Source organism: Rahnella sp. RFA10(1/100), from assembly GCF_004195115.1.
Lineage (GTDB): Bacteria > Pseudomonadota > Gammaproteobacteria > Enterobacterales > Enterobacteriaceae > Rahnella > Rahnella perminowiae.
In genome coordinates this window covers 511,274-536,230 of record NZ_SEWR01000003.1, presented here as the reverse complement: position 1 = coordinate 536,230, position 24,957 = coordinate 511,274, and the positions used below count along the sequence as shown (strand labels likewise).

The 24,957-nt window shown below is 52.9% G+C and carries 19 protein-coding genes and 1 riboswitch; of the genes, 6 read left to right on the top strand and 13 right to left on the bottom strand.

What is annotated here, in order from left to right; all coding sequences use genetic code 11:
- Positions 1 to 3: 3 nt before the first annotated feature.
- From pdxA to lptD, 3 genes are all read right to left on the bottom strand, one after another.
- Positions 4 to 1,011, bottom strand: a complete 1,008-nt coding sequence (pdxA, locus tag ETV65_RS12935) for a 4-hydroxythreonine-4-phosphate dehydrogenase PdxA (protein ID WP_129953228.1) — start codon at positions 1,009 to 1,011, stop codon at positions 4 to 6.
- Complete coding sequence (gene surA / locus ETV65_RS12930) at positions 1,001 to 2,296, bottom strand: peptidylprolyl isomerase SurA (protein WP_129953227.1); 1,296 nt, start codon at positions 2,294 to 2,296, stop codon at positions 1,001 to 1,003. The genes pdxA and surA overlap by 11 nt, the downstream gene beginning before the upstream one ends.
- A gap of 86 nt (positions 2,297 to 2,382) precedes the next feature.
- Positions 2,383 to 4,758, bottom strand: a complete 2,376-nt coding sequence (lptD, locus tag ETV65_RS12925) for an LPS assembly protein LptD (RefSeq protein WP_129953226.1) — start codon at positions 4,756 to 4,758, stop codon at positions 2,383 to 2,385.
- 181 nt (positions 4,759 to 4,939) lie between these two features.
- Between lptD and djlA the strand changes: the two genes are divergently transcribed.
- Positions 4,940 to 5,761 (top strand): co-chaperone DjlA, encoded by an 822-nt coding sequence (gene djlA, locus ETV65_RS12920; protein ID WP_129953225.1) that lies wholly within the window; start codon positions 4,940 to 4,942, stop codon positions 5,759 to 5,761.
- Between the two features lie 91 nt (positions 5,762 to 5,852).
- Here the strand turns inward: djlA and rluA are convergent, their stop codons facing one another.
- The 3 genes from rluA to ETV65_RS12905 form a co-directional block, all read right to left on the bottom strand.
- Positions 5,853 to 6,554 carry a bifunctional tRNA pseudouridine(32) synthase/23S rRNA pseudouridine(746) synthase RluA gene (gene rluA / locus ETV65_RS12915; protein WP_129953224.1) on the bottom strand — a complete coding sequence of 234 codons (702 nt, stop codon included), beginning with the start codon at positions 6,552 to 6,554 and terminating at the stop codon, positions 5,853 to 5,855.
- Positions 6,555 to 6,620: 66 nt separating this feature from the next.
- Positions 6,621 to 9,518 carry an RNA polymerase-associated protein RapA gene (gene rapA, locus ETV65_RS12910; RefSeq protein WP_129953223.1) on the bottom strand — a complete coding sequence of 966 codons (2,898 nt, stop codon included), beginning with the start codon at positions 9,516 to 9,518 and terminating at the stop codon, positions 6,621 to 6,623.
- Positions 9,519 to 9,729: 211 nt separating this feature from the next.
- Entirely contained in the window at positions 9,730 to 12,090 is a 2,361-nt protein-coding gene (locus ETV65_RS12905; protein WP_238486163.1) for a DNA polymerase II, read from the bottom strand.
- 292 nt (positions 12,091 to 12,382) lie between these two features.
- Here ETV65_RS12905 and ETV65_RS12900 point away from each other — a divergent pair, with 292 nt between their 5' ends.
- The gene (locus tag ETV65_RS12900; protein WP_129953221.1) at positions 12,383 to 13,150 is read left to right on the top strand and encodes a DedA family protein; all 768 of its coding nucleotides are present in this window, start codon (positions 12,383 to 12,385) and stop codon (positions 13,148 to 13,150) included.
- Here ETV65_RS12900 and thiQ read toward each other — a convergent pair.
- The 4 genes from thiQ to sgrR form a co-directional block, all read right to left on the bottom strand.
- Positions 13,140 to 13,850: a thiamine ABC transporter ATP-binding protein ThiQ gene (thiQ, locus tag ETV65_RS12895; protein ID WP_129953220.1), complete on the bottom strand. Its 711-nt coding sequence runs from the start codon at positions 13,848 to 13,850 to the stop codon at positions 13,140 to 13,142. The genes ETV65_RS12900 and thiQ overlap by 11 nt on opposite strands.
- A complete protein-coding gene (thiP, locus tag ETV65_RS12890) occupies positions 13,834 to 15,444 on the bottom strand; it encodes a thiamine/thiamine pyrophosphate ABC transporter permease ThiP (RefSeq protein WP_129953219.1) in 1,611 nt (536 codons plus the stop codon). The genes thiQ and thiP overlap by 17 nt, the downstream gene beginning before the upstream one ends.
- Positions 15,420 to 16,403: a thiamine ABC transporter substrate binding subunit gene (thiB, locus tag ETV65_RS12885; RefSeq protein ID WP_129953218.1), complete on the bottom strand. Its 984-nt coding sequence runs from the start codon at positions 16,401 to 16,403 to the stop codon at positions 15,420 to 15,422. The genes thiP and thiB overlap by 25 nt, the downstream gene beginning before the upstream one ends.
- Before the next feature lie 43 nt (positions 16,404 to 16,446).
- Positions 16,447 to 16,676: riboswitch (TPP riboswitch) on the bottom strand.
- Positions 16,677 to 16,716: 40 nt separating this feature from the next.
- Positions 16,717 to 18,378 carry an HTH-type transcriptional regulator SgrR gene (sgrR, locus tag ETV65_RS12880; RefSeq protein WP_129953217.1) on the bottom strand — a complete coding sequence of 554 codons (1,662 nt, stop codon included), beginning with the start codon at positions 18,376 to 18,378 and terminating at the stop codon, positions 16,717 to 16,719.
- A 102-nt stretch (positions 18,379 to 18,480) separates the two neighbouring features.
- Between sgrR and sgrT the strand changes: the two genes are divergently transcribed.
- From sgrT to ETV65_RS12860, 4 genes are all read left to right on the top strand, one after another.
- Positions 18,481 to 18,666 carry a glucose uptake inhibitor SgrT gene (sgrT, locus tag ETV65_RS12875; protein WP_129953216.1) on the top strand — a complete coding sequence of 62 codons (186 nt, stop codon included), beginning with the start codon at positions 18,481 to 18,483 and terminating at the stop codon, positions 18,664 to 18,666.
- A gap of 267 nt (positions 18,667 to 18,933) precedes the next feature.
- The gene (locus ETV65_RS12870) at positions 18,934 to 20,097 is read left to right on the top strand and encodes an MFS transporter (protein WP_129953215.1); all 1,164 of its coding nucleotides are present in this window, start codon (positions 18,934 to 18,936) and stop codon (positions 20,095 to 20,097) included.
- Between the two features lie 222 nt (positions 20,098 to 20,319).
- The gene (locus ETV65_RS12865; RefSeq protein WP_240782835.1) at positions 20,320 to 20,898 is read left to right on the top strand and encodes a hypothetical protein; all 579 of its coding nucleotides are present in this window, start codon (positions 20,320 to 20,322) and stop codon (positions 20,896 to 20,898) included.
- A 177-nt stretch (positions 20,899 to 21,075) separates the two neighbouring features.
- Positions 21,076 to 21,765, top strand: a complete 690-nt coding sequence (locus tag ETV65_RS12860) for a hypothetical protein (protein WP_129953214.1) — start codon at positions 21,076 to 21,078, stop codon at positions 21,763 to 21,765.
- An 83-nt stretch (positions 21,766 to 21,848) separates the two neighbouring features.
- Here ETV65_RS12860 and leuD read toward each other — a convergent pair whose 3' ends face one another.
- The 3 genes from leuD to leuB are packed head-to-tail and all read right to left on the bottom strand — an operon-like array spanning position 21,849 to position 24,956.
- Positions 21,849 to 22,451 carry a 3-isopropylmalate dehydratase small subunit gene (gene leuD / locus ETV65_RS12855; RefSeq protein ID WP_129953213.1) on the bottom strand — a complete coding sequence of 201 codons (603 nt, stop codon included), beginning with the start codon at positions 22,449 to 22,451 and terminating at the stop codon, positions 21,849 to 21,851.
- An 11-nt stretch (positions 22,452 to 22,462) separates the two neighbouring features.
- The gene (leuC, locus tag ETV65_RS12850; protein ID WP_129953212.1) at positions 22,463 to 23,863 is read right to left on the bottom strand and encodes a 3-isopropylmalate dehydratase large subunit; all 1,401 of its coding nucleotides are present in this window, start codon (positions 23,861 to 23,863) and stop codon (positions 22,463 to 22,465) included.
- Position 23,864: 1 nt separating this feature from the next.
- A complete protein-coding gene (gene leuB / locus ETV65_RS12845) occupies positions 23,865 to 24,956 on the bottom strand; it encodes a 3-isopropylmalate dehydrogenase (RefSeq protein WP_129953211.1) in 1,092 nt (363 codons plus the stop codon).
- Position 24,957 lies beyond the last annotated feature (1 nt).

Below are 24,957 nucleotides of genomic sequence, written 5' to 3'. Positions count from 1 at the left end.
TTGTTATTTATCGTTGCTGTTATTTGCCATATGGATGGCGAGATTTATTGCTGTCTTGAAACTGCCCGCATCGGCGGTGCCGGTGGCGGCGAGTTCAAGGGCGGTACCGTGATCAACGGAAGTCCGGATAAAAGGCAGGCCGAGTGTGATATTCACTGCACGACCAAATCCCTGATATTTTAGCACCGGAAGGCCCTGATCGTGATACATCGATAAAACAGCATCGGCATGTTGCAGATATTTAGGCTGGAATAACGTATCAGCGGGCAGCGGGCCGATGAGATTCATTCCTTGCTGGCGCAGTTCGTCCAGTGCTGGAATGATAATGTCGATCTCTTCGTGCCCCATGTGGCCACCTTCGCCCGCATGTGGATTCAGACCACACACATAAATTTGCGGCTCGGTAATACCAAATTTCGTTTTCAGATCATGATGCAAAATAGTGATTACTTCATGCAGACACTGGCGGGTAATCGCGGCCGGCACTGCCAGCAGAGGCAAGTGCGTCGTCGCCAGCGCAACGCGCAATTCTTCAGTTGCCAGCATCATCACAACACGGTCGCAATGGCTGCGATCGGCGAAGAATTCGGTATGACCGATGAAAGGAATGCCGGCATCGTTGATAATGCTTTTTTGAACCGGGCCGGTGATCAGTGCGGCGAATTCGCCACTGATCGCACCGTCGCAGGCGCGTGTCAGCGTTTCCACCACGTAAGGCGCATTGGCTACGTCAAGTTTACCCGCCGTCACCGGCACGGCGAGTTTCACTGGCAAAACGGTCAATGTGCCTGCAGCCTGCGGCTCTGGCGGACGCGCTTTCTGATAATCTTGCAACCGGATATTCAGGCCAAGTTTAGCGGCACGTTCAAGCAGTAAGGCCGGATCGGCACAGACCACTAACTCAACAGGCCATGCCTGTTGAGCCAGCGCCAGCACCAGATCCGGCCCAACCCCGGCGGGTTCGCCGGGGGTAATGACCACAGATTTTGTCACGGAAGTATTATTTTCCATTCCCGTCCATAATTTTCACATAAGCTTCAGCACGTTGTTCCTGCATCCACGTCTGGGCTTCTTCCGCAAATTTGCGGTTGAACAGCATACGGTAAGCACGTTCTTTCTGCGCCGCATCTGTTTTATCAACCTGGCGGGTGTCGAGAAGTTGGATCAAATGCCAGCCGAACGAAGAGTGAACAGGTGCACTGATTTCGCCTTTTTTCAGGTTCATCAACGCATCACGGAACGCAGGATCGTACATGTCTGGTGACGCCCAACCTAAATCGCCGCCCTGATTGGCAGAACCCGGATCCTGAGAAAGCTGTTTAGCTTCATCAGCGAATGTGGCTTTACCGCTCTTGATATCAGCTGCAACCTGTTCCAGCTTCGCACGCGCCTGCGCGTCTGTCATCACGACAGAAGGTTTCAGCAGGATGTGACGGGCATGAACCTCGGTGACAGAAACCGTTTTGTTGTCGCCACGGATATCGTTCACTTTCAGAATGTGGAAGCCCACACCTGAACGGATAGGGCCAATAATCTGACCTTTCTGTGCAGTGCTTAACGCCTGAGCAAAGAGGGAAGGCAGTTCCTGTAATTTGCCCCAACCCATGTTGCCGCCTTTCAGCGCCTGGGAATCAGCCGAGTAGGTGATAGCCAGTTTGCCGAAGTCCGCACCATTGTTCAGATCAGCGACAATTTTCTTCGCCAGCTGCTCTGCAGAATCAACCTGATCCTGAGTCGGATTTTCCGGCAGCGGAAGGAGAATGTGGCTGAGATTAAACTCAGCACCGCTGCCATTCTGAGCCGCAACCTGTTTGGCAAGTTGCTCCACTTCCTGAGGCAGAATGGTGACACGGCGACGCACTTCACTGTTCCGTACTTCGCTGATGATCATTTCCTTGCGGATCTGAGTACGGTAAGTGTTGTAGTTCATCCCGTCATACGCCAGACGGCTGCGCAGTTGATCAACGGAAATGTTGTTTTGCTGTGCAATACCGGCAATGGCTTTATCAACGTCCTGATCGGTTGGCGTGATGCCCATGCGGGTCGCCATCTGCAACTGGATCTGGTCCATGATCAAACGATCGAGGATTTGATGACGCAGAGTCGCATCATCCGGTAACTGTTGATTAGCCTGCTTTGCCTGCTGCTTTACAGAATTAAACAAGCCATCTACGTCACTTTGTAATACGACGCCGTTATTTACGACGGCGGCTACTTTATCAACTTCCTGAGGGGCAGCAAACGCAGTGCTGGCACAAAGCGTCACGCCGAGGAGAAGTGTTCTCCAGTTCTTCATACTTTTTCCATTTGTCTAATCCGCAAGCGCGGGTTTCAAGTTCACTGAGTTCGTCGTGTCTTCACGAAATGAATCGTGTTTCGGGCTTAGAAAGCGCGTTGATAAGGCAGTATGCCGCGTGACAACATTTCTTTCGTTCCGAGGGTTTGATTGTTACCCAGGCCTCTAAGTTCAATATTGAAACCAATCTTATTATCGTACTTACTTTCTGACTTAACCGTATCGTAGTTGGTGATCTTACGTTCGTAGCCAACGTTGACAGCCCAGCAACAGGTATTGTATTGCAAGCCAATCAGCTGATCGGCAGGTTGTTGCGCTTTGGTGTCGTAATAGTACGCACCCACGATCGCCCAGCGGTCAGCAATCGGCCAACTGGCGATGCCGCCAACTTGCGAAATACCGTCCTGATAACCCGGGTTGGTGACGTTAGGTAACGTCGCCTGAATATATTCCGGGCTGGCATAACGGTAGCTCAGCTGAACCATTCTTTCTGAGTCTGCACGATACTCCAGCACAGCATCGCCTAAAGCCAGCGCATCCAGACGGGTGTCATACTGTACGCCCCCACGAATACCCCAGAAATTGTTGATTTTGTAGTAGCTGTCACCGGCCCACACCAGGCTGCCCGTATCATTATTTTTATCCAGTACGCTATCAACGTCACCGGTACGTGGCGGCTGGAAGTAATAAATCTGACCGGCAGACGCATTAAAGCGCTCTTCCAGATTTTCGTCATAGATACGGGTGGTTAAACCGCTCGCCACCTGGTTTGCAGAGGCAATACGGTCAAGACCACTGTAGCTTTTATCACGGAACAGGCCCGTGTAGTCGGACTGTAGCAGCGTCGAGTCATAGGTATTGACCGAGCTCTGGTTACGGTACGGGATATACAGGTACTGCACGCGCGGTTCGAGGGTCTGGGTGTAGTCACTGTTCCAGTCCATCGTCCGGTCAAATACCATTTTGCCGTCGCTTTTAAACTCAGGCATCACACGGTTCACGGAAGAACGCAGTTTGGTATTCGGATTGTTATCATAATATGCGTCCGGAATATCCTGCTGATAGTGGGTCGCCATCAGCTTCACTTCGTTATCCAGACTTCCCCAGCCATTACTGAGTGGCAGGCTGAGCGTTGGTTCGAAGTGAGTACGTACTGCTTCCGGATTGTCAGGGTTTACGCTGGTGAATTTGACCGCCTGACCGTACAGATGCAGGTCAAACGGACCCACATCATTTTTGTAATAGTTAATGTCCAGCTGTGGCTGAGCACGGTAAGCGTTGGTGTTACCGAAATCAGAGAATACCTGGAACTGCTTACTGGCCAGTGTGACGTCCCAGTTTTGGTTGGCGTAACCTACGCTGAATTTTTGCGTGGAATAGCCGTCAGTACTGGAACCGTATTTCGAATCGAAATCGGTGAAGTAGTAAGGGTCACTGACCTTGGTGTAGTCGATGTTGAAACGCCATACCTGATCGTATACACCGGCATGTCGCCAGTAATACATCCAGCGCTTGGTTTTATCGCTGGTACGGTTTTCATCGGCAACATACTGCTCGTCAATTTTCTTATCATTGCCGAGATAATCGAATTCCATCAGACCTGCACCGGCAACGGTCAGGTAGCGGAATTCATTCTGCAATTGCAGACCACGGTTGCTCATGTAATTTGGCGTGATCGTGGCGTCGTAGTTTGGCGCAATGTTCCAGTAATAAGGAACGGTGACGCCAAAGCCATTATTGCTGCTGTAGTTGGCGTTCGGGATAAGGAAACCGGAACGACGCTTATTACCAATCGGCAACTGCATGTACGGGCTGTAGAACACCGGCACCGGACCAATATGGAAGCGGGCATTCCAGATTTCAGCGACTTCTTCCTGACGATCCTGAATCACTTCAGAACCCACGACGCTCCAGCTGTTATCGCCAGGCAAACAGGTGGTAAATGTACCGTTATCCATAATGGTGTAACGGTTATTGTCACGCTGCTTCATCTTGTCAGCCTGACCCCGTCCCTGACGGCCGACCATCTGGTAGTCGCCATCCTGAACGTCAGTATCTTTGGTGGTCAGGTTCGCAAAGCCTTTCGGGCCATTCAGCTTGATTTGGTTATCGTTATAACGCACGTTGCCGATCGCAGTAGCGGTTCGGGTCGGGGTGGGCTGATTAGGATTGGCGATTTGATTAAGCTGAACCTGATCAGCATCCAGCGTGCTGTTACCCTGGACAACGTTAACGTTGCCACTAAACAGCGCACTGTCAGGGTAGTTGCCGGTCGCCTTATCGGCGTTGATGGTCACAGGCAGTGAATTAGGATCACCCTGCACCAAAGGTTTGTCATAGGTCGGAACGCCGAGCATACATTGTGCTGCGAGATCGGCCATTGCGCCGTGACTGTACAATACTGACCAGATTGTGGCGGCCAGCATTGTCGGTAAGCGTGTTTTCAGACGTCTGTTTTTCATACGTAAAATGGTGTTCCGTCATCAGAGGCATCATGCCGGCAAACGGTCAGAGACTATCTCACTCATCATGGTTGCGCTAGTGTTAAATCCCACCTGTTACGTTGCTGCCGTTAGGCACAACGATAAATGCCGGTTATGATAAAGCAATTTTTAAGCGACGGCATGGCGAATTGAGGAGTATATGCAGTATTGGGGAAAACTGCTCGGACTTATCCTGGGCTTATGGTCCGGTTTAGGCTTCTGGGGAATTGTAGCAGGGCTGCTGATAGGGCATATGTTTGATACCGCGCGTTCAGCGAGACGTAAAGGGTATTTTGCCGATCAGCAGACACGTCAAACCATCTTTTTCCGCACCACGTTTGAGGTGATGGGAAATCTGACTAAATCAAAAGGCAGGGTTACCGAGGCGGATATTCAGATCGCCAGTCTTTACATGGAACGGATGCAGTTGCACGGCGAGCAGCGCGAAGCCGCACAACGCGCCTTTCGTGACGGGAAAGAAGCTGATTATCCCTTACGTGAGAAAATGCGCGAACTGCGCAGTGTGTGTTTTGGTCGCTTTGACCTGATACGGACTTTTCTGGAAATTCAGATCCAGGCGGCGTATGCCGACGGTTCATTGCATCCCAACGAACGTGAAGTACTGTATGTGATTGCCGAAGAGCTCGGAATTTCACGGATGCAGTTCGATCAGTTCCTGCGCATGATGGAAGGCGGCCAGCAGTTTGGGGGACATCAGCAGGGCGGACGTTCTTATGGTGGTGGTTATCATCAGACGCAACAAGGCCCGACGCTGGCAGATGCCTGCAAAGTGCTGGGCGTCAATGCCACCGATGATGCGACGACGATTAAACGTGCGTACCGCAAACTGATGGGTGAGCATCATCCTGACAAACTGGTGGCAAAAGGTTTGCCGCCGGAAATGATGGAAATGGCGAAGGAAAAAGCGCAGGCAATTCAGGCGGCGTATGATCTGATCAAACGCGAGAAAGGTTTTAAATAAAACTTTTGGCGTTGAGACAAACGTGATGCAAAAGACAAAGGCGCTGAATTCAGCGCCTTTTTTGTTTTTTTACCGACAGGAGCAGAAAGGATTAAAAGTCCGGCTCACAATTAAACACCAACGGGGCGTCAGTGATCGGATGATAAAACGATAACTCCTGGGCATGCAGCTGCAGACGATCTGCCGCCGCCAGCGCCTGAGAGTGAGCATAGAATTTATCGCCCAGAATCGGGTGCCCGAGCGCGAGCAGATGTACGCGTAGCTGGTGCGAACGTCCGGTGATCGGCCGCAGTTTCACCCGCGTAGTGCCGTCATCATCCCATGACATCACCTCATACTGCGTCAGCGCCTTCTTGCCGGTCTCGTGACACACTTTCTGTTTCGGCCGGTTGGGATAGTCGCAAATCAGCGGCAAATCGATAATACCGTAATCTTCTTCAACCCGTCCCCAGACGCGCGCGATATACACTTTCTTGGTTTCACGCTCGCGGAACTGGCGTTTAAGTTCACGCTCGGCCTCTTTCGTCAGCGCCACCACGATCACACCGCTGGTGGACATATCCAGACGATGGACGGATTCAGCGTCAGGAAATTCACGCTGAATCCGTGTCATCAGACTGTCCTGATGCTCGGCCAGTTTGCCTGGAACAGAAAGCAACCCGCTCGGTTTGTTGACCACCATGATGTGTTCATCCTGAAAAATCACCTGTAACCAGGGATTGGTCGGCGGATTATAATTCTCCAGCGGCCGGGTTTTCGACGGTTCAGGGATAATCGGTTGATGTTCGCTCATAGCGTTTTACGTCTGCATTCGGGTTAAAATAAAGAAGGGATGCAAACCGGCCGCATCCCGTCGGGCTTACTGATGGCTCACCACCACAAGGCGGATCGCATCCAGGCGCCAGTTGGCATCGTTCAGATTTGCCAGCACCTGCTTACGGTTAGAGTCTACCGATTCCAGCTCGTCATCACGAATGTTCGGGTTGACTTCTTTCAGCGCTTTCAGGCGGTCCAGCTCTTTGGTCAGTTGTTCGTCCGCTTCGACTTTCGCCGCTTCAATCAGAGCCCGTGCCTGTTCGGCGATTTCCGCTTCAGCCTGTTGCAACATGGCGTGAACATCCTGCTGCACGGCATTCACCAGCTTGCTGGAGTTGTGTCTGTTGATGGCATTCAACTGACGGTTAAAACTCTCAAATTCGACCTGGGCCGCCAGGTTGGTCCCTTTGCGATCCATCAGCATACGCACCGGTGTCGGTGGCAGGAAGCGGGTCAGTTGCAGATGTTTCGGTGCCTGACATTCCACCACGTAAACCAGTTCCGCCAGCAAGGTGCCAACCGGCAGCGCTTTGTTTTTCAGGATCGATACCGCACAACTGCCGGTATCGCCGGAAAGGATCAGATCCAGACCGTTACGCACGATCGGATGTTCCCAACTGATGAACTGTGCATCTTCACGCGAAAGCGCCTGTTCACGATCGAAAGTGACGGTACAACCGTCTTCCGGCAGTCCGGGGAAATCCGGTACCAGCATATGATCAGACGGCGTCAGAACGATCAGGTTATCGCTGCGATCCTCCTGATTAATGCCGACGATGTCGAACAGGTTCAGCGCAAAGTTCACCAGATTGACGTCGTTATCCCGCTCACCGATTTCCTTTGCCAGTTGCTGTGCCTGCTCGCCGCCGTTGGAATGCATCTCCAGCAGGCGGTCGCGGCCATTTTCCAGCTTCTCTTTCAGCGCGTCATGTTCTGCACGACATTTGAGGATGAAGTCGTCCAGTCCTTCCTGTTCGGCAGGTGTCGCCAGGAACGCGATCAACTGATCATAAGCACTGTCATAAATAGTGCGGCCGGTCGGGCAGGTATGCTCGAATGCATCAAGACCTTCATGGAACCAGCGCACCAGAACCGATTGCGCAGTCTGTTCGAGGTAAGGCACCATAATATCGATATTGTTTTGCTGCCCGATACGATCCAGACGTCCGATACGCTGTTCCAGCAGATCCGGGTTGAACGGCAGGTCGAACATCACCATTTTGCTGGCGAACTGGAAGTTACGGCCTTCGGATCCTATTTCAGAACATAGCAGAACCTGGGCACCTTCTTCCTGGGAAGCAAAGTATGCGGCAGCGCGGTCACGTTCAATGATCGACAACCCTTCGTGGAACACCGCTGCGCGGATCGCTTCACGCTCACGCAGAACTTGTTCCAGTTGCAAGGCTGTGGCGGCTTTCGCGCAGATCACCAGGACTTTTTCGTCACGGTTAGCTGTCAGATAACCCAGCAGCCACTCGACGCGCGGATCAAAGTTCCACCAGGTGGCGTTCTCGCCTTCAAATTCCTGATAAATCTGTTCCGGATACAACATATCGTGCGCACGCGCTTCGGCGGTTTTCTTCGCGCCCATAATGCCTGAGACTTTAATCGCAGTCTGATACTGCGTCGGCAGCGGAAGTTTCACGGCGTGCAGATGGCGTTCAGGGAAACCTTTCACGCCATTACGGGTGTTGCGGAACAGCACGCGACTGGTGCCGTGGCGGTCCATCAGCATGGAAACCAGCTGTTTCGCGGCGGCTTCGTCGCCTTTATTGGCGGCGGTCAGCAGGGCATCGGTATCGGCATTTCCGACACTTTCACCCAGCAGCGCCAGGGCTTCCGGCGTCAGCGGTTCTTTGTTCAGCAATAACGTTACGGCATCGGCTACCGGCTGATATTGCTGTTGTTCTTCGATGAATTCTTCGTAATCGTGGAAACGGTCCGGATCCAGCAGGCGCAGACGTGCAAAGTGGCTTTCCTGACCCAGTTGTTCCGGCGTAGCGGTCAGCAGCAGAACACTCGGGATTTGCTGAGAAAGCTGTTCGATAACCTGATATTCGCGGCTCGGCGTGTCTTCGCTCCACACCAGATGGTGGGCTTCATCGACCACCAGCATGTCCCAGGCAGCATCAGATAACTGCTCGAGACGGGATTTATTGCGGCGGACGAAATCAAGGGAACAGATCACCAGTTGTTCCGTTTCAAACGGGTTTGTCGCTTCGTGTACGGATTCAGCGTAGCGGTCATCATCAAACAAAGAGAAGCGCAGATTGAAGCGGCGCAGCATTTCTACCAGCCACTGATGTTGCAAGGTTTCCGGCACCACGATCAGTACGCGTTCAGCACGGCCGGACAACAGTTGCTGATGAATAATCATGCCCGCTTCGATGGTTTTACCCAGACCCACTTCATCGGCCAGTAAAACGCGCGGCGCATGGCGCTGACCCACTTCGTAAGCGATGTGTAACTGATGTGGGATCAGGCTGGCGCGCATACCACGCAGGCCGCCGAATTCCAGCCGGAACTGTTCACGCTGATATTTACGGGCGCGGAAACGCAGGGCAAAACGGTCCATGCGGTCAATCTGACCGGCGAACAGACGATCCTGCGGTTTGCTGAAGGTCAGTTTGCTGTCGAGCAGCACCTCGCGCATGGCAACACCGGTTTCTTCTGTGTCCAGGCGGGTGCCGATATAGGTCAACAGACCTTTGTCTTCAACAACTTCTTCGACCTGCAACTGCCAGCCTTCGTGACAGCTAATGGTATCACCGGGGTTGAACATCACGCGGGTGATCGGGGAATCATTTCGGGCATACAAACGGTTTTCACCGGTGGCGGGGAAAAGCAGGGTGACCATGCGCACATCCAGCGCTACCACGGTTCCTAATCCTAATTCGCTTTCCGTATCGCTTATCCAGCGTTGACCCAATGTAAACGGCATAATCTCTCTCTGTGTTGTTTGCTCTGTATACGGCGACTGCGCAATGCTTGTTCAGCCCGGGATGTTTCACGGGCAATAGTTTTCTTTCCCCGCCCGTAGGCGCGGAGTGATTCACTGTGTGAGGATGATTCAGAAATGGGAAAGGGCGCTATGGTAATGGAAGGTAAGCGATTCGTCACCTGTGAATCACAAGAGCAGCACCTTCTTTTGTTTAAAATAAACCCATCTGACCTGTAATCAGTGTAGCAAAATCATCGTGAAGGAAAGGCAAAATGCCATCGGCGACCGGTTCCAGCTGACGCTCGATGTAGTGATCGTAATCGACAGGGGACTGCCGATTTTCCAGCGGTTCTGGGCCGGACGTGGTCATTACATAGCTGATCCAGCCGCCATTCTGGTACTGCTTTGCCCGGCCATGCAGTGCGTTATAGTCATCGGCCAGCCGCGCGGCGCGAACATGTGGGGGCACATTTTTTTCATAATCGCTCAGCTTACGGCGCAGACGTTTGCGGTACACCAGTTTGTCGTCAAATTCTCCGCTGAGGGTACGTGCCACATAGTCGCGCACGTAATCCTGATATGGCTGACGGTGAAATATGCGCTGATACAATTCCTGCTGGAACTCCTGTGCCAGCTTCGTCCAGTCGGTGCGCACGGTTTCCAGCCCTTTATAAACGATGTGCTCACCGTCTGCATCATTCACCAGCCCGGCATAGCGCTTTTTGCTGCCGGTTTCTGAGCCACGAATGGTCGGCATCAGGAAACGCTGATAATGCGTTTCGAATTCCAGCTCCAGCGCGCTTTCCAGCCCGTATGCCTGTTGCAGATGCGCTTTCCACCAGGCATTCACCTGTTCTACCAGACGGCGGCCAATCGCGTTGGCGTCTTCCTGCGAACGGGCTTTATTCAGCCAGACAAAGGTAGAATCGGTATCCCCGTAAATTACCTGATAACCCTCGGCTTCAATCAGTTCGCGGGTCTGGCGCATAATGTCGTGTCCGCGCAGGGTAATGGAAGAGGCGAGACGCGGATCAAAGAAGCGGCAGCCGCTGGAGCCGAGCACGCCGTAAAAAGCATTCATGATGATTTTGAGTGCCTGCGAAAGCGGTTTGTTTTTCTGTTTCTTGGCTTCTTCGCGACCCATCCAAATCTGGCGGACGATTTCCGGCAGACAATGTTTTTCGCGTGAGAAGCGGGCGTTGCGATAGCCTGGTACCGAATGTTCATCATCCGGTTGTTGCAGACCGGCAACCAGCCCGACCGGGTCGATCAGGAAAGTGCGGATAATTGACGGGTACAGACTTTTATAATCAAGTACCAGCACCGAATCATACAAACCGGGACGCGAATCCATCACAAAGCCGCCGGGGCTCATTTCGCCCTGCAATTCACCCAGATTGGGCGCGACGTACCCGGCGCGGTGCATGCGGGGTAAATAAAGATGAGTAAAGGCCGCCACTGAACCGCCGCTGCGATCCACGGCCAGGCCGGTGACCGAGGCGCGTTCCAGCAAAAACGGCATCAGTTCGGTTTTGGCGAAAATACGCGTTACCAGTTCGCAGTCTTTGAGGTTATAGCGTGCCAGCGCCGGTTTATCTTCCCGAAAACGCTGTTCGATTTCGGCCAGCCGCTGATAAGGATTGTCGCTGGCCTTGCCTTCGCCTAATAAACTTTGCGAGACGAATTCCAGACTGAATGAGCTGAAGTTCCAGAACGCCGATTTCAGTGCTTCAATGCCGTCGATGATCAGGCGGCCAGCCGCTGCAGCAAAAAAATGCCCCTGTTTGAAACCGTGTTCACGCCACTCCAGTTCACCACCACCGCGCCCGAATTTCAGCGGAATTTTGTAGCGGTCAGCATGCTTTTGCAAAACACGCAGGTCAAACTGCACTACGCTCCAGCCGATGATGGCGTCAGGATCGTAAGTTTCCAGCCACTCATTAAGCTTTTCCAGCAACTGCGGGCGGCTGTCAACATACACCAGATTGAAATCAAACTGACTGTCCGGATCGCCGTTAGGCGGACCAAGCATATACACGTGTCGCTGCCCGCAGCCTTCCAGCCCGATGCAGTACAACTCGCCGTTGCCGCTGGTTTCGATATCCAGAGAACACAGTTTTAGCGGCGGGCGGTAACCCTCCGCTGGTTTCATTCTCGTGTCGAGCAGCAGCTTGTCCGGCCCGGGTTTGCCGCTAAACCAGACCGGCGCGGTAATATAGCGCTCCATCAGAAAGCGTTCAGGCGGGCGGATATCCGCTTCGAAAACATTAACGCCGTTTTCTTTCAGCAGTTTTTCTATCCGCATCAGCTGGCGGTGTTGCGGGCAATACAGCCCGAGAACCGGCCGGGAATGGAAATCCTGTAGCGGTAATTCACGCAGGCTGACATTTTTTTCATCGGTGAGAATTCGCTCCGCCGCCGTGCGCTGCGCGGCCGGAATAAACGCCACTGATTCCTGTAAAGGCAGGCGCACCTTTTGCGGCCCTTGATCGGTCGCCAGCCACAATTCCACCTCCGTACCGCGCGGCGTGTCGCGCCAGTGGCGGGTCAGCACAAATCCCTGACGCGGCAGGGTGTCATTGTTGGCTGAAGCGGGACGAACAAAGGTGGAAGTAATAAGCGCCTCGAAACGGTAGAGATAAACAAATAAGAGCCTGAGACAGAGTATGGTTATTTATACAGTCTTTGTCTACGGCTCAGGTTTCTGCCAAATACGCATACAATTACCCGGTTGACTGTGATAGTTCGTGCACTGACAATTCAGCCGCTTAATGTATTTACTACAATGAGAATGCAGAAAACTTACACTTGTCTCATTTGTACGCTGCGTAATTTGCGCAGTCATCACTCAATTTTGGGAATTTATGGAAGCCTATCTACAACATCTGGTCGCTCAGTCGGTGGGCTTTGCATTAATTATTGTCGCCGTGGTGGCTTTCTTCGAGTCGCTGGCGCTGGTGGGCCTGATCCTTCCGGGTACTGTCATGATGGCGACGCTGGGGACGCTGATCGGCAGCGGTCAGGTGGGACTGTACGAAGCCTGGCTGGCTGCGGGACTGGGATGTTTCTTCGGTGACTGGGCCTCGTATTTTATTGGCCGTGGTTTCAAGGAGCCGCTGCATCGCTGGCGTTTCCTCAGGCGTTACCAGTCTTTACTGGATAAAACCGGTTACGCGCTGGATCGCCACAGTTTTGCGACAGTGATTATCGGCCGCTTCATCGGGCCAACACGTCCGCTGGTGCCGATGGTTGCCGGTATGCTGAATTTGCCGCCGTATAAATTTGCACCGCCGAATATTATCGGCTGCATCACCTGGCCACCGGTGTATTTTCTGCCAGGCATTCTGGCAGGCGTTGCCATTGATATTCCGGCCAGCCACAACAGTTCGGTATTCAAATGGATGTTGTTTGCTGCCGTGGTATTGATCTGGCTGAGTGCCTGGTTGCTGTGGCGCTGGATCCGTTCGGGGAAAAGCTCACCTGACGCGATGAATAAATGGTTGCCATTACCGCGTCTGCGCGTGGCTTGTGTACTGAGTCTTGTGGCGACAGCCGTGAGCCTGGTGATGTTGAGCAAACAGCCGATGATGCCGGTTTATGGTCATTTGCTGTGGAAAGTGATCACCCGCTGATCCCCGGTGTTATTCCTAACACTCTGGCCTGCGGTGCACTGCCGTTGGCCAGCGCCTGCGTCGGCCCGTCGTAAAAAATCCGGCCGTCAACAATCAGCAGCGTTCGCGGTGCAATCCTTGCGGCATCATCGAGATTGTGTGACACCATCAGCAGGGTAAGATTACGTTGCCCGCATACCTTATCCAGCAACGTGAGCATCTCACTGCGCAGCGCCGGATCGAGTGCGGAAAAGGGTTCATCAAGCAGTAAAACCGGCTGGCTGCGCAGCAGACAACGCGCCAGTGCCACACGCTGACGCTGGCCGCCGGACAGCTGCGACGGCAGCCGGTCCAGACATTCGGCCAGCCCGACCTGTTGCGCGATGTTTTCAAGTTCCTGCTTCTGTTGCGCGGTCAGTTTCAGCCCCGGATGTAATCCCAGCCCCATGTTCTGACGCACCGTCAGATGCGAGAACAGGTTATTTTCCTGAAACAGCATCGACACCGGACGCCTGGCCGGAGGTGTCGTGCTGTGATCTGCGCCGTTGAGCAGGATCTTTCCGCTGACCGGTGCCAGAAAACCGGCGACCAGACTCAGTAAGGTACTTTTCCCTGCGCCGCTCGGGCCAAGGATCGCCACACGTTCACCGGCATCGATGTGTAAATCGAAGCGCATCGGCAGATGTTCGTACAAATACGTCAGTTTATTCAGCGTCAGCATGGCGGCCCGGCAGTTTCTCAATCAGAGTGAATAACAGAAAGCATAGCAGCAGTAATAACAGCGCCGTCACCGCACCATCCTGGCTGCGGTAGGAGCCGATCTGCTGATACAGATAAAACGGCAGGGTGCGGAAATTCTCATTGCCGAACAAGGCAATGACACCGAAATCCCCCAGCGAAAGCACACAGGCAAACGCCAGTGCCTGCGCAAGCGGACGTTTCAGTGCGCTGAGTTCAACCCGGCGCAGCCGATACCAGCCGTGCATATCCAGCGAAAGGCACAGCAGCGTGTAACGATCTGCCACGTCGCGCATCGGGTTATCCAGCACTTTTAACGCATAAGGTACGGCCATCAGCGCATTCGTGAGGATCACCAGCGGCCAGGGGGACTGCGGTAAACCCAGGGTATCGCCGAGCAGCAGAAAAAAGCCGGTGGCCAGCACAATACCCGGCATTGCGAGGATCAGCATACCGCTCATATCCATCGCCTGTGCCCAGCTGTTTCTCTGGCGTAAACGCAGTTCGCGGCTGCTCCACAGCAGCATCATGGTCAGCAGCACACACAATAATCCGCTGCCCAGCGCGATACGTACTGATGTCCATAATGCCTGCCAGAGTGCGGGTTGCTGCAAAACACCCACGGCTGCCCGGTTTACGCCATCAGTAATCACGGCGAGTAACGGCGGCAGGATCAGCAGCAACGCGAGGCCAATCAGCACGGCATCGGCGATGCGGCGCGGCCAGGAATCGTCGGGATTACGCCAGCGCTGAGAATGCGTTTGCCCGACCGGCAACGCCTGACTGAGTTTCTGACTGAGCAATACCAGGGCCAGACAACAAAATAGCTGGATCAGCGCCAGGCTAGCCGCGCGGCTTAAATCGTAGTCGTAGCTCAGCGCCTGATAAATGGCGAGTTCAATGGTCGTCGCCTGCGGACCGCCGCCCAGGGAAAGGACGGTGGCGAAGCTGGCGAAACACAGCATAAAAATTAAGGCGGCAGCGGGGAAAATCTGCCGGCGCAACGCGGGCCATTCCACGAAGCGGAATTGCTGCCAGACATTCATGCCCAGTTGGGCGGCCAGCTGGCGCTGTTCAACAGCGATATTTTCCAGTGCCTGCACTAAAAGACGGGTCGCCAGCGGCAGATTGAAAAACACGTGCGCCAGCAAAATCCCCTGTAATCCATAGGGCGAGAAATGATAATCCATGCCCAGCCAGCCGCAAATCTGCGCCAGCCAGCCCTGCCTGCCGTAGACACTGAGAATGCCAAACACCGCCACCAAAACTGGCAATACCAGCGTCATCGCGCATAAGCGCAATAACAGCTGGCGGCCGGGAAAACGGCGACGGAACAACGTGCGGGCCAGCAAAATGGCCGGCAGCACTGAGCATAGCGCTGAAAGCAGCGCCTGCCAGAAGGTGAAGCGGATCACGTGCCAGAGATAAGGATCCTGCCAGAGGGCGGGGCCGCTCATCTGTGGCGCATGACGCCACAGAGAGCCTAAGGCCAGTGCGGCCACCAGCAACATAGCCAGCGACGCGATGACCCCCGGCCACAGCCAGCGCGGGATCAACGGCTGACGGCGTTCTGCCATGCCTGAATCCACTGGCTGCGGTGAGTGGCGACATCCTGTGCGCTGTATTGCAGGGATTTCGCTGGCACGGTCAGCTGTTTAAAGGCGTCAGGCAGCGGCGTATTCACGACCGGATACATCCAGTTGCCGGTCGGGATCACTTTCTGGAAATCTTCCGTGGTGACGAACTTCATGAACTGTTCAGCCAGTTTAGGTTGCCTGCTGTTTGCCAGCTGCCCTGCAACTTCAACCTGCATATAATGACCTTCAGTGAAGTCCGCTGCGGCGTAGTTATCTTTCTTCTCTTCAACAATATGGTATGCCGGAGAGGTGGTGTAGCTCAGTACCAGATCGCTTTCGCCTTTGAGGAATAAACCGTAAGCCTCGCTCCAGCCTTTGGTGACGGTAACGGTTTTCTTCGCCAGTTTTTGCCAGGCTAGCGGGGCTTTGTCGCCATAAACTTTTTGCATCCACAGCATCAGGCCCAGACCCGGCGTGCTGGTGCGCGGATCCTCATAAATAACTTTCCATTTCTGGTCGCTGTTAATCAGCTCATCAAGGCTTTTTGGCGGGTTCTTGAGTTTATTTTTGTCATAGACGAACGCGAAATAGCCGTAATCGTAAGGCACGAACGTGCTGTCATTCCAGCCACCCGGCACTGTCAGTGTGGCGCTGGTTTTCGGCGCTTTGGCAAATAAACCGGTTTGTTCTGCCGCCTGCAGCAGGTTGTTATCCAGACCGAGGACGACATCAGCTTTGCTGTTTTTACCTTCCATCCGCAGACGGTTCAGCAAAGATACGCCATCTTCCAGCGCCACGTATTTCAGTTCACAGCCGCATTGCGCCTCAAAGGCCTTTTTAATGGCCGGACCGGGGCCCCAGTCGGCAGAGAAAGAATCGTAGGTGTATACCGTCAGAACAGGTTTTGCAGCCAATGCAGGTGCAGAAAGTAACAGCAAGCAGGACAATAATTTTTTCAACTTTGCGCTCCAAAAAAATGAAAGGGCAAAGGATTTTGAGTGAGCATCGCGCAGTCTCAAATCCCTCCGCCGGTATCAACCGGATCAGGTTCGACGGGTCTATATCTCAGCCAAACTTGCTGCGCAGGTGTTGATCCGGCGTCGGGCAGTGCTCGAAATGCTCACGTACTTTGTGTACGCTCTGCTTTCTCCGCGCTGGCCTTCACCGGCTGAACACTTGCTCGCGGCGTTTACATCGCTGCTTTAACAAGTCGGGCACCCCGTTGAGAACGGATGTCATTCTAGTGATTAACGGCGCGATGCGATAGTCCGATTAACTGTCAGGTGGCGCAAACCAGGCGGATTTAAAGTCGAACCAGCCGAGGGTATTCATGCGCACGCCGCGCATACTGCGTTGACCCTGCAATACCAGCCAGTGATGGAACAGCGGGTGGATCTGATGGCTGACCGTCTGTTTCTGACTCCATGTCGCCATCGATAAGTTCCCTGCGTGCCACTGCGCGGCATCGTCGTTCATCTCTTCGCTGAAGCAATGCCTGGCCAGTGGCAATTCGTAGAAATGCGCGAATAATGAAAACTCCAGCGGCAGGGTGAAGTTGGCACTGCCGAGCCATACATCACTTTTAGCGTCGCCGCGGTGCCAGACTGCGTAATCCACTACCTGAGTAATCAGTTCGATACCTTCAGCCACCAGCAGCGGTTTCAGCGCATTACAAATGGCCTGATGTTCGGAGTGCTCGCCGTAAAATGTCAGTGTTATCTGCGTCAGATTTTGCGGTCTGGGCGGACGCGGCTGCGGCGCTTTATGATGCCATCGCGGCAAAAGGCCGTACGCCGGGGACCAGTAGCGCTGATAAATGGGTTCCGCATTATTCAGCAGAGCGATGGGATTGAGTAAATCGCACAACCACTGGCGTGTTTCTTCTGATTGTCCGACCGGTGAGCGCTGGTCAAAAAGCAGGAAATAGCAGCCTTCTTCAAGGCGGCTTTCCAGCTCGCTTTTGCCGGATTCATCGGCCTGAAGCTGCACGCCGGAATGCACCAGCTCTTCACTCAGTTCCGGTAGTACCCAGATATTCACTTCATCAATAAGCGCCCGGAAGCCAAAATAATCGTCAAAGGCGCGGATGCGCAGCTGCGTTTTAATATTACGTACCACGGCGTAAGGACCGGTGCCGACCGGATGGCGGGCAAAATCAGGCAGGGACTGCCATTCCTGTGGCAGGATCATGGCGTGGATATTGCCGAACAGCCATGGCAGCCAGCGATCGGGTTCATTCAGATGGATATCGATGACATTCGGCGTGGGCGTTGTGACCGACTTCAGGTTGCTGAACAACGGATGCGATTTCAGGCGCATAAAAGTAGTGATGATATCCGCCATCCCGAGTTCACGGCCGTGATGAAAATGAATGGCGGGACGCAGATAAAACCGCCAGTGTAGCGGAGAAACTTTCTGCCAGTGATGGGCTAAATCGCCTTCTGCTTCCCCATTTTCCTCATTTATGCGTGTCAGACCGCTGAAGATCTGTCTGGCAATATGGGTTTCTGAACGGCGCAACATAGTGCCGGGCAGCAGGTTAATCAGCGGACGGTAATACAACACGCGCAGGATATGTTTGCCCTGGCGAAAACTGCGTCCGAGCTGTGACAGCAGCATCTGACGCACCCTCGTTTTGTCGCCGACCAGTTGCACCAGTTGATCAATGCTATCTTGTTCCAGCAACTCCTCGGCGCGCTGTTGCTGGAGTGCCAGCCCGGTATACAAAAAACGCAGGGTAGATCGTTTGCCGCGTCCGGCTTCAGCATCCCACGTCAGCCAGCCCCGTTGCTGCATGGTGCTGAGCAACGATCGCATATGTCTGCGCGAGCAGTTCAGAACCTCAGACAACGCCTGTAAGGTAGTTTCGGTGTCTTCACCGTGACAACTTTGCCACAAGCGGATGAATTGTTGTTGCAAACGGGACGAGGGCATAAAAGAGGAACTCCGTGAGCGATTTTCATCAATTTATCTTTCCCCATATTACTCCGATACTGTTTCTCAACCAAAGCCTGTTGTGAATGACCGGAGGTCAGCATGAAACGCCAGTTAACTGCCCGTTTTTATCAGTTTTACTTCAAGGCCATCAGACAAGGCGCGGAGAAAAACCGTGCTGACTGGCTGTCATGGGTGCCGGTGCAGTACCGGATGGATATTCTGGCGCGGCTGACGCAGTGGGATATGGATTCCATGAATGACGAGGAATACCGTCAGCGGATGTAAGCCCCCGTATCACAACGGCAACCGAATCCGATTTTCTGAGTAATGGTGTATTGTCACCAGCCAGTGAGGTAACTCACTGGTTTTTTTATGCACATTATCCCCTTCACATTTCAAGCTGCAGATGCGTTGGTTGCTCTTGCTCACCCGAATCAGGGACTTATGTCAGCTCATCGGGATTCGCGCGATTGCCGCCGTTCTGCAACCCGAACTGTTTGGGTATACACTGTATGTTTTGCCGTAAGACATTCATTTCTCAGGGACGACGTTATGTCAAAACCTCGTATTAATGTCATTTATGTCACCTTTCTGGTGGTGTCCTTGCTGTGTGGTATTGCAGGGGCGCTGCAGGCGCCCACACTCAGCTTATTTCTGACCAACGAAGTGAAAGTCCGCCCGTTGTGGGTTGGCTTCTTCTATACCGTCAATGCGCTGGCGGGGATCGCAATCAGTTTTCTGCTGGCTAACCGTTCGGACAACAAAGGCGACCGGCGAAAATTGCTGATGTTCTGCTGCCTGATGGCGCTCGGTAATAGCCTGGTCTTTGCGTTCAGCCGCGATTACCTGGTGCTGATCACCGTTGGTGTCCTGCTGGCGGCGATAGGCAATGCGTCGATGCCGCAGCTCTTTGCGCTGGCGCGTGAACATGCCGATCGCTCCGCCAGTGAAGTGGTGATGTTCAGCTCGATGATGCGTGCGATGCTCTCGCTGGCGTGGGTGCTGGGCCCGCCGCTCTCTTTTATGCTGGCGCTGAATTACGGCTTTACGCCGATGTACCTGAGTGCCGCCGCAGTGTTTGTCGGCAGCATATTAATGATCCTTTTCTTCCTGCCGTCAGTGCCGCGCCTTGAACAACCGGTGGATGAAAAAGTGGTGCCGGTTAGCGCCTGGCGCAACAAAGATGTGCGGCTGTTGTTCTTTTCCTCCCTGCTGATGTGGACCTGCAATATCATGTATGTCATTGATATGCCGCTGTACATCACCAGTGATTTAGGGCTGCCGGAAGGGCTGGCGGGGCTGCTGATGGGAACCGCTGCCGGACTGGAAATTCCGGCGATGTTGCTGGCGGGTTATCTGGTCAAACGTACTGGTAAACGCAAGCTGATGCTGTATGCCGTGGTAAGCGGTGTGATTTTCTATGCCGGACTGGTGGCGTTTCAGTTCAAAGCCGCGCTGATGATCCTGCAATTGTTCAACGCGATTTTCATCGGCATCGTCGCCGGGATCGGAATGTTATATTTTCAGGATCTGATGCCGGGAAGGGCGGGTTCAGCGACCACACTGTTCACTAACAGCATCTCCACTGGTGTGATTTGCGCGGGGTTGTTGCAGGGCTTTATCGTGGAAAACTTCGGCCACTATCCGGTGTACTGGGCGGCGACTGTGCTGGCGGTGGTGGCGCTCGGGCTGATGTATAAAGTCAAAGACGTGTGAATGACGTGGGCTTAAAGAGCGATTAATTCGCTCTTTAACCTATTCAACTGAATAATACATTTAGTTTTTCAAGTTTCTGCAATGACTTAATTTTTATTAGTTATCTGGATTCTCCCTCAGGAATAAACATTCTTCTCCCCCTCTAATCCTCCTTACCGTCTGGATAATTAAAGGAAGTGGCTATATTATCGGCTTTCTAATATAGTGACAAAGGGGAAAAATATGATTCCGGGTGTACTTATAAGGAAAACATATAATTCATTTATTGATGAGAAGAAATCTGAGAGCGTTTGTATTGGTTTATGTCTGGCCTGGCTTGGTGATATATTAAAAGAACGGCCAGCACAGAAAATGGGCAGCTGGTTTTCCGGCTGGCTTTCCGGTTGGTTTTCCCCGCCACTGACACCGGATAAGAAAGCCTCAATCCCCTCTGATACTGTGAAGCTAAGGCTATTACTGGAGCGGGCATACCGACGGCATGAGAGCTATCTGAAAAGCTGCAGGGAGAGTCAGCAGGATCCGAAACGTCAGACAGGACGCCATGAGGCCTTTGTTAATTACAAAATTTTCCGTCAGGCAGAAAAGGAAAAAATAACCGGTGTTCCTGGATTACAATATCGTCTGATAGCACGTAATGATTTCATGTTGTTTAACGGCTTAAATATTTTTGGTCACGCTCACCCTCTCACCGGGGCGATCATTGCTTTCCGGTTTTCTGAGATACCGGGTGAGATCGGCTACCATCCCGTCGCGGCTTTTCGCTACAACGCCACGGAATATTTTTTCTCGATCCCAATTTAGGGTTATTTAAAACATCATCTTCTTATCCTATGCGGGATATCACTAAATATATTAATAAACTATACAAGGAGGTAGTGTCATTATTAGAATTTATAGTTACCAGGAATAATTAATAAAAAAGTGGCGGTTTTACGCGCAGCACCCGCAGTTGAATAAAAACATTGGAAGTTTTTTAATATGATTAATATTATTTCTATAGAAAAAAATTATGCGTCGTTTCTTGCTGAGCAACAAGCTAAGGGATGTTGTTTTGGCTTTTGTCTGACCTGGCTGGGCGACATTATAAAAGAACGGCCATTACAGCCCTCCGGCCGCTGGTTGTCCGGATGGTTTTCATCCGTACCGTCTGCTGATAAAAAAGCTCTGTTACCTGCAGATGCCGCCCGTCAACGTCTGCTTTTCGAACGGGCGATGAGGAAGCAAAAAAACTATGCCAGGCGTTATCAGGAGAATCACTTGAACAGCTTTGATGCGTTAACGTATGACGAAGTCACGGTGAACTATAAAAATGCGCATCAGCAGGAAAAAGGAAAAATAACCGGTATTCCGGGACTGCATTACTCGCTGAGGGAGCGAAGTGATTTTATGTCATTTAAGGGGATGGAGGCGTACAGAGATAAAAAAACCATCTCAGGCGTGATCATTTCATTCCGTTTCACAAAAGGAGAGGATAAAGCGGCATTCCATGCCGTCGCTGCATTTCGTCATAGTGAGTTCGAGGCTTTTTTCCTCGATCCCAACTTCGGTTTATTTAAGACGATTACAAGATATCCCATGCTGGAAATTGCTCAGTTCTTATCAGGGAAGTACAAGAATGTTATGCCTCTAAGCGAGATAACGATCACAAGACGCTTGCAGATAACATGAGTCTGTCAGGAAAAAGAGACTTGCCATGCGCAAAAGCGGGAGGATTTCCCGCTTTTGCTTTTTCTTCGCAGGCCAGTAAATAATTAGCGCATAAAGGCAGGCTGATTTTTCTCGTAGCTGGAGATGTTTGTTTCGTGCTGCAACGTCAGGCCGATGCTGTCCAGACCGTTGATCATGCAGTGACGGCGGAAGCTGTCGATGACGAACGGATAGCTTTTGTCACCCGCTTTAACGGTCTGTGCTTCCAGATCCACTTCGAACTGAATACCTTCGTTGTTTTTCACCAGCTCGAACAGTTCGTCCACTTCGGCTTCGCTCAGTGTAATTGGCAGCAACTGGTTATTGAACGAGTTACCGTAGAAAATATCGGCAAAGCTCGGCGCGATCACAGCATGGAAACCGTAGTCAGTCAGTGCCCAGGGTGCATGTTCACGGGAAGAACCGCAGCCAAAGTTTTCGCGTGCCAGCAAAATGCTCGCGCCTTTGTAGCGTGGTTTGTTCAGCACGAAATCAGGGTTTGGCACCTGACCGGCATCGTCCAGAAAACGCCAGTCATTAAACAGATGCTGGCCGAAACCGGTACGGGTCACTTTCTGCAAAAACTGTTTGGGAATGATGGCATCGGTATCGACGTTAGCTGCATCCAGCGGAACCACCAGACCGATGTGTTGGGTAAATTTAGCCATGGTGTTTTTCCTCAGTTCAGTTCACGGATATCAGCGAAACGGCCGGTGACAGCCGCCGCCGCCGCCATTGCCGGACTGACCAGATGCGTACGGCCGCCACGACCCTGACGGCCTTCAAAGTTACGGTTGCTGGTGGATGCGCAACGCTCACCCGGTTCCAGGCGGTCATTATTCATCGCCAGGCACATAGAACAGCCTGGCAGACGCCATTCGAAACCGGCTTCGATGAAGATTTTATCCAGACCTTCTTCTTCAGCCTGCGCTTTTACCGGGCCGGAGCCAGGGACCACGATGGCCTGCACACCGCTGGCGACTTTACGACCCTGGGCTATCGCTGCCGCAGCGCGTAAGTCTTCGATGCGTGAGTTGGTGCAGGAACCGATGAAGACTTTATCAATCGCCACGTCGGTCAGTTTAATGCCCGGCTGCAAATCCATATACGCCAGGGCTTTTTCAGCCGATGCACGTTCTACCGGATCAGCAAACGAGGCAGGATAAGGGATGGTTTGATTCACAGCCATTACCTGACCCGGGTTGGTGCCCCACGTGACTTGCGGTGCTATTTCGGAGGCATCCAGCGTCACAACGCTGTCGAATTTCGCACCCTCTTCTGTTTTCAGGGTTTTCCAGTATTCCACTGCCGCGTCCCAGTTCTGGTCCTTCGGCGCAAACTGACGTCCTTTCAGATAGGCAAACGTGGTTTCGTCCGGCGCAACCAGACCGGCCTTCGCACCCATTTCAATCGCCATGTTGCACAGGGTCATACGGCCTTCCATGGACAGCCGCTCGATGGCTTTACCGCAGAATTCCACCACATGACCGGTACCGCCCGCGCTGCCGGTTTTACCGATGATCGCCAGAACGATATCTTTCGCCGTGATACCCGCAGGTGCTTCGCCGGTTACTTCGATTTTCATTGTTTTGGCGCGGCCCTGTTTCAGGGTTTGTGTCGCCAGAACGTGTTCAACTTCAGAAGTTCCGATACCGAAAGCCAGTGAGCCAAATGCACCGTGTGTGGCGGTATGGGAATCGCCGCAGACAATCGTCATGCCCGGCAAAGTCATGCCCTGCTCAGGGCCGATAACGTGAACGATGCCCTGATACGGGTGGTTCAGGTCATACAACTGCACGCCGAATTCAGCACAGTTCTTGATTAATTCCTGCATCTGAATGCGTGCCATTTCGCCGCTCGCATTGATGTCTTTAGTTTGCGTGGACACGTTGTGATCCATGGTCGCAAACGTTTTACCCGGCTGACGTACCTGACGGCCCATCGCGCGCAGGCCATCGAACGCCTGCGGAGAGGTCACTTCGTGAACCAGGTGGCGGTCAATGTATAACAATGGCGTTTCGTTTTGCGCTTCGTAAACCACATGCGCATCAAACAATTTCTGATACAGAGTCTTGGCCATGTTATGCCCCTTCTTTTACAAAGCGGGCAATGATATCGCCCATTTCACTGGTACCCAGCGCCTGCTGGCCGTTAGCCAAATCACCGGTGCGGTGGCCTGCTTCCAGTGCTTTATTAACGGCCTGCTCGATAGCATTGGCCGCGTCATCAGCGCCCAGGCTGTAACGCAGTAACAGCGCGGCAGACAGAATTTGTGCAATCGGGTTGGCAATGTTTTTACCGGCGATATCCGGCGCTGAGCCGCCCGCGGGTTCAAACAGACCAAACGCCTGCTCGTTCATGCTGGCTGAAGGCAGCATCCCCATCGAACCGGTGATCATCGCGCATTCGTCCGACAGGATGTCGCCGAACAGGTTTGAACACAGCAACACGTCAAACTGCGACGGATCTTTAATCAGCTGCATGGTCGCGTTATCGATATACATGTGGCTCAGGCTGACATCCGGATAATCTTTGGCGATTTCATTCACCACTTCGCGCCACATAATCGAAGTCTGCAAGACGTTGGCTTTATCGATGGAGGTCACTTTACTGCGGCGTTTGCGCGCCGATTCAAAGGCGATGCGGGCGATACGTTCAATCTCAAAGCGGTAATATACTTCGGTATCAAACGCTTTCTCGTGCATGCCCTGACCTTCGCGGCCTTTAGGCTGACCGAAGTAAATACCGCCTGTCAGTTCGCGGACACACAGAATGTCGAAACCTTTTGCGGCGATATCGGCACGCAGCGGACAAAACTCTTCCAGCCCCTGATACAGGCGGGCAGGGCGCAGATTGCTGAACAACTTGAAATGTTTACGCAGGGGCAATAATGCGCCACGCTCAGGCTGATCGTTCGGGGGCAGATGTTCCCACTTCGGGCCACCCACGGAGCCAAACAGGATCGCATCAGCTTGTTCGCAACCGGCGACGGTCGCTGGCGGCAAGGGACTGCCGTGTTTGTCGATGGCTGCGCCACCCACATCGTATTCGCTGGTGGTGATCTTCAGGCCAAAACGCTGACGTACGGCATCCAGCACTTTGTATGCCTGGGCCATGACTTCCGGGCCAATTCCGTCTCCGGGTAAGACGGCAATATGATGGGTCTTGCTCATG

Bases quoted from the DNA above. Each gene is read 5' to 3' on its own strand.
- lptD (WP_129953226.1), bottom strand. From the start codon at position 4,758: ATGAAAAACAGACGTCTGAAAACACGCTTACCGACAATGCTGGCCGCC.
- leuB (WP_129953211.1), bottom strand. From the start codon at position 24,956: ATGAGCAAGACCCATCATATTGCCGTCTTACCCGGAGACGGAATTGGC.
- sgrR (WP_129953217.1), bottom strand. From the start codon at position 18,378: ATGCCCTCGTCCCGTTTGCAACAACAATTCATCCGCTTGTGGCAAAGT.
- thiP (WP_129953219.1), bottom strand. From the start codon at position 15,444: ATGGCAGAACGCCGTCAGCCGTTGATCCCGCGCTGGCTGTGGCCGGGG.
- ETV65_RS12900 (WP_129953221.1), top strand. From the start codon at position 12,383: ATGGAAGCCTATCTACAACATCTGGTCGCTCAGTCGGTGGGCTTTGCA.
- thiQ (WP_129953220.1), bottom strand. From the start codon at position 13,850: ATGCTGACGCTGAATAAACTGACGTATTTGTACGAACATCTGCCGATG.
- djlA (WP_129953225.1), top strand. From the start codon at position 4,940: ATGCAGTATTGGGGAAAACTGCTCGGACTTATCCTGGGCTTATGGTCC.
- rapA (WP_129953223.1), bottom strand. From the start codon at position 9,518: ATGCCGTTTACATTGGGTCAACGCTGGATAAGCGATACGGAAAGCGAA.
- sgrT (WP_129953216.1), top strand. From the start codon at position 18,481: ATGAAACGCCAGTTAACTGCCCGTTTTTATCAGTTTTACTTCAAGGCC.
- ETV65_RS12865 (WP_240782835.1), top strand. From the start codon at position 20,320: ATGATTCCGGGTGTACTTATAAGGAAAACATATAATTCATTTATTGAT.
- rluA (WP_129953224.1), bottom strand. From the start codon at position 6,554: ATGAGCGAACATCAACCGATTATCCCTGAACCGTCGAAAACCCGGCCG.
- ETV65_RS12860 (WP_129953214.1), top strand. From the start codon at position 21,076: ATGATTAATATTATTTCTATAGAAAAAAATTATGCGTCGTTTCTTGCT.
- surA (WP_129953227.1), bottom strand. From the start codon at position 2,296: ATGAAGAACTGGAGAACACTTCTCCTCGGCGTGACGCTTTGTGCCAGC.
- leuC (WP_129953212.1), bottom strand. From the start codon at position 23,863: ATGGCCAAGACTCTGTATCAGAAATTGTTTGATGCGCATGTGGTTTAC.
- pdxA (WP_129953228.1), bottom strand. From the start codon at position 1,011: ATGGAAAATAATACTTCCGTGACAAAATCTGTGGTCATTACCCCCGGC.
- ETV65_RS12870 (WP_129953215.1), top strand. From the start codon at position 18,934: ATGTCAAAACCTCGTATTAATGTCATTTATGTCACCTTTCTGGTGGTG.
- leuD (WP_129953213.1), bottom strand. From the start codon at position 22,451: ATGGCTAAATTTACCCAACACATCGGTCTGGTGGTTCCGCTGGATGCA.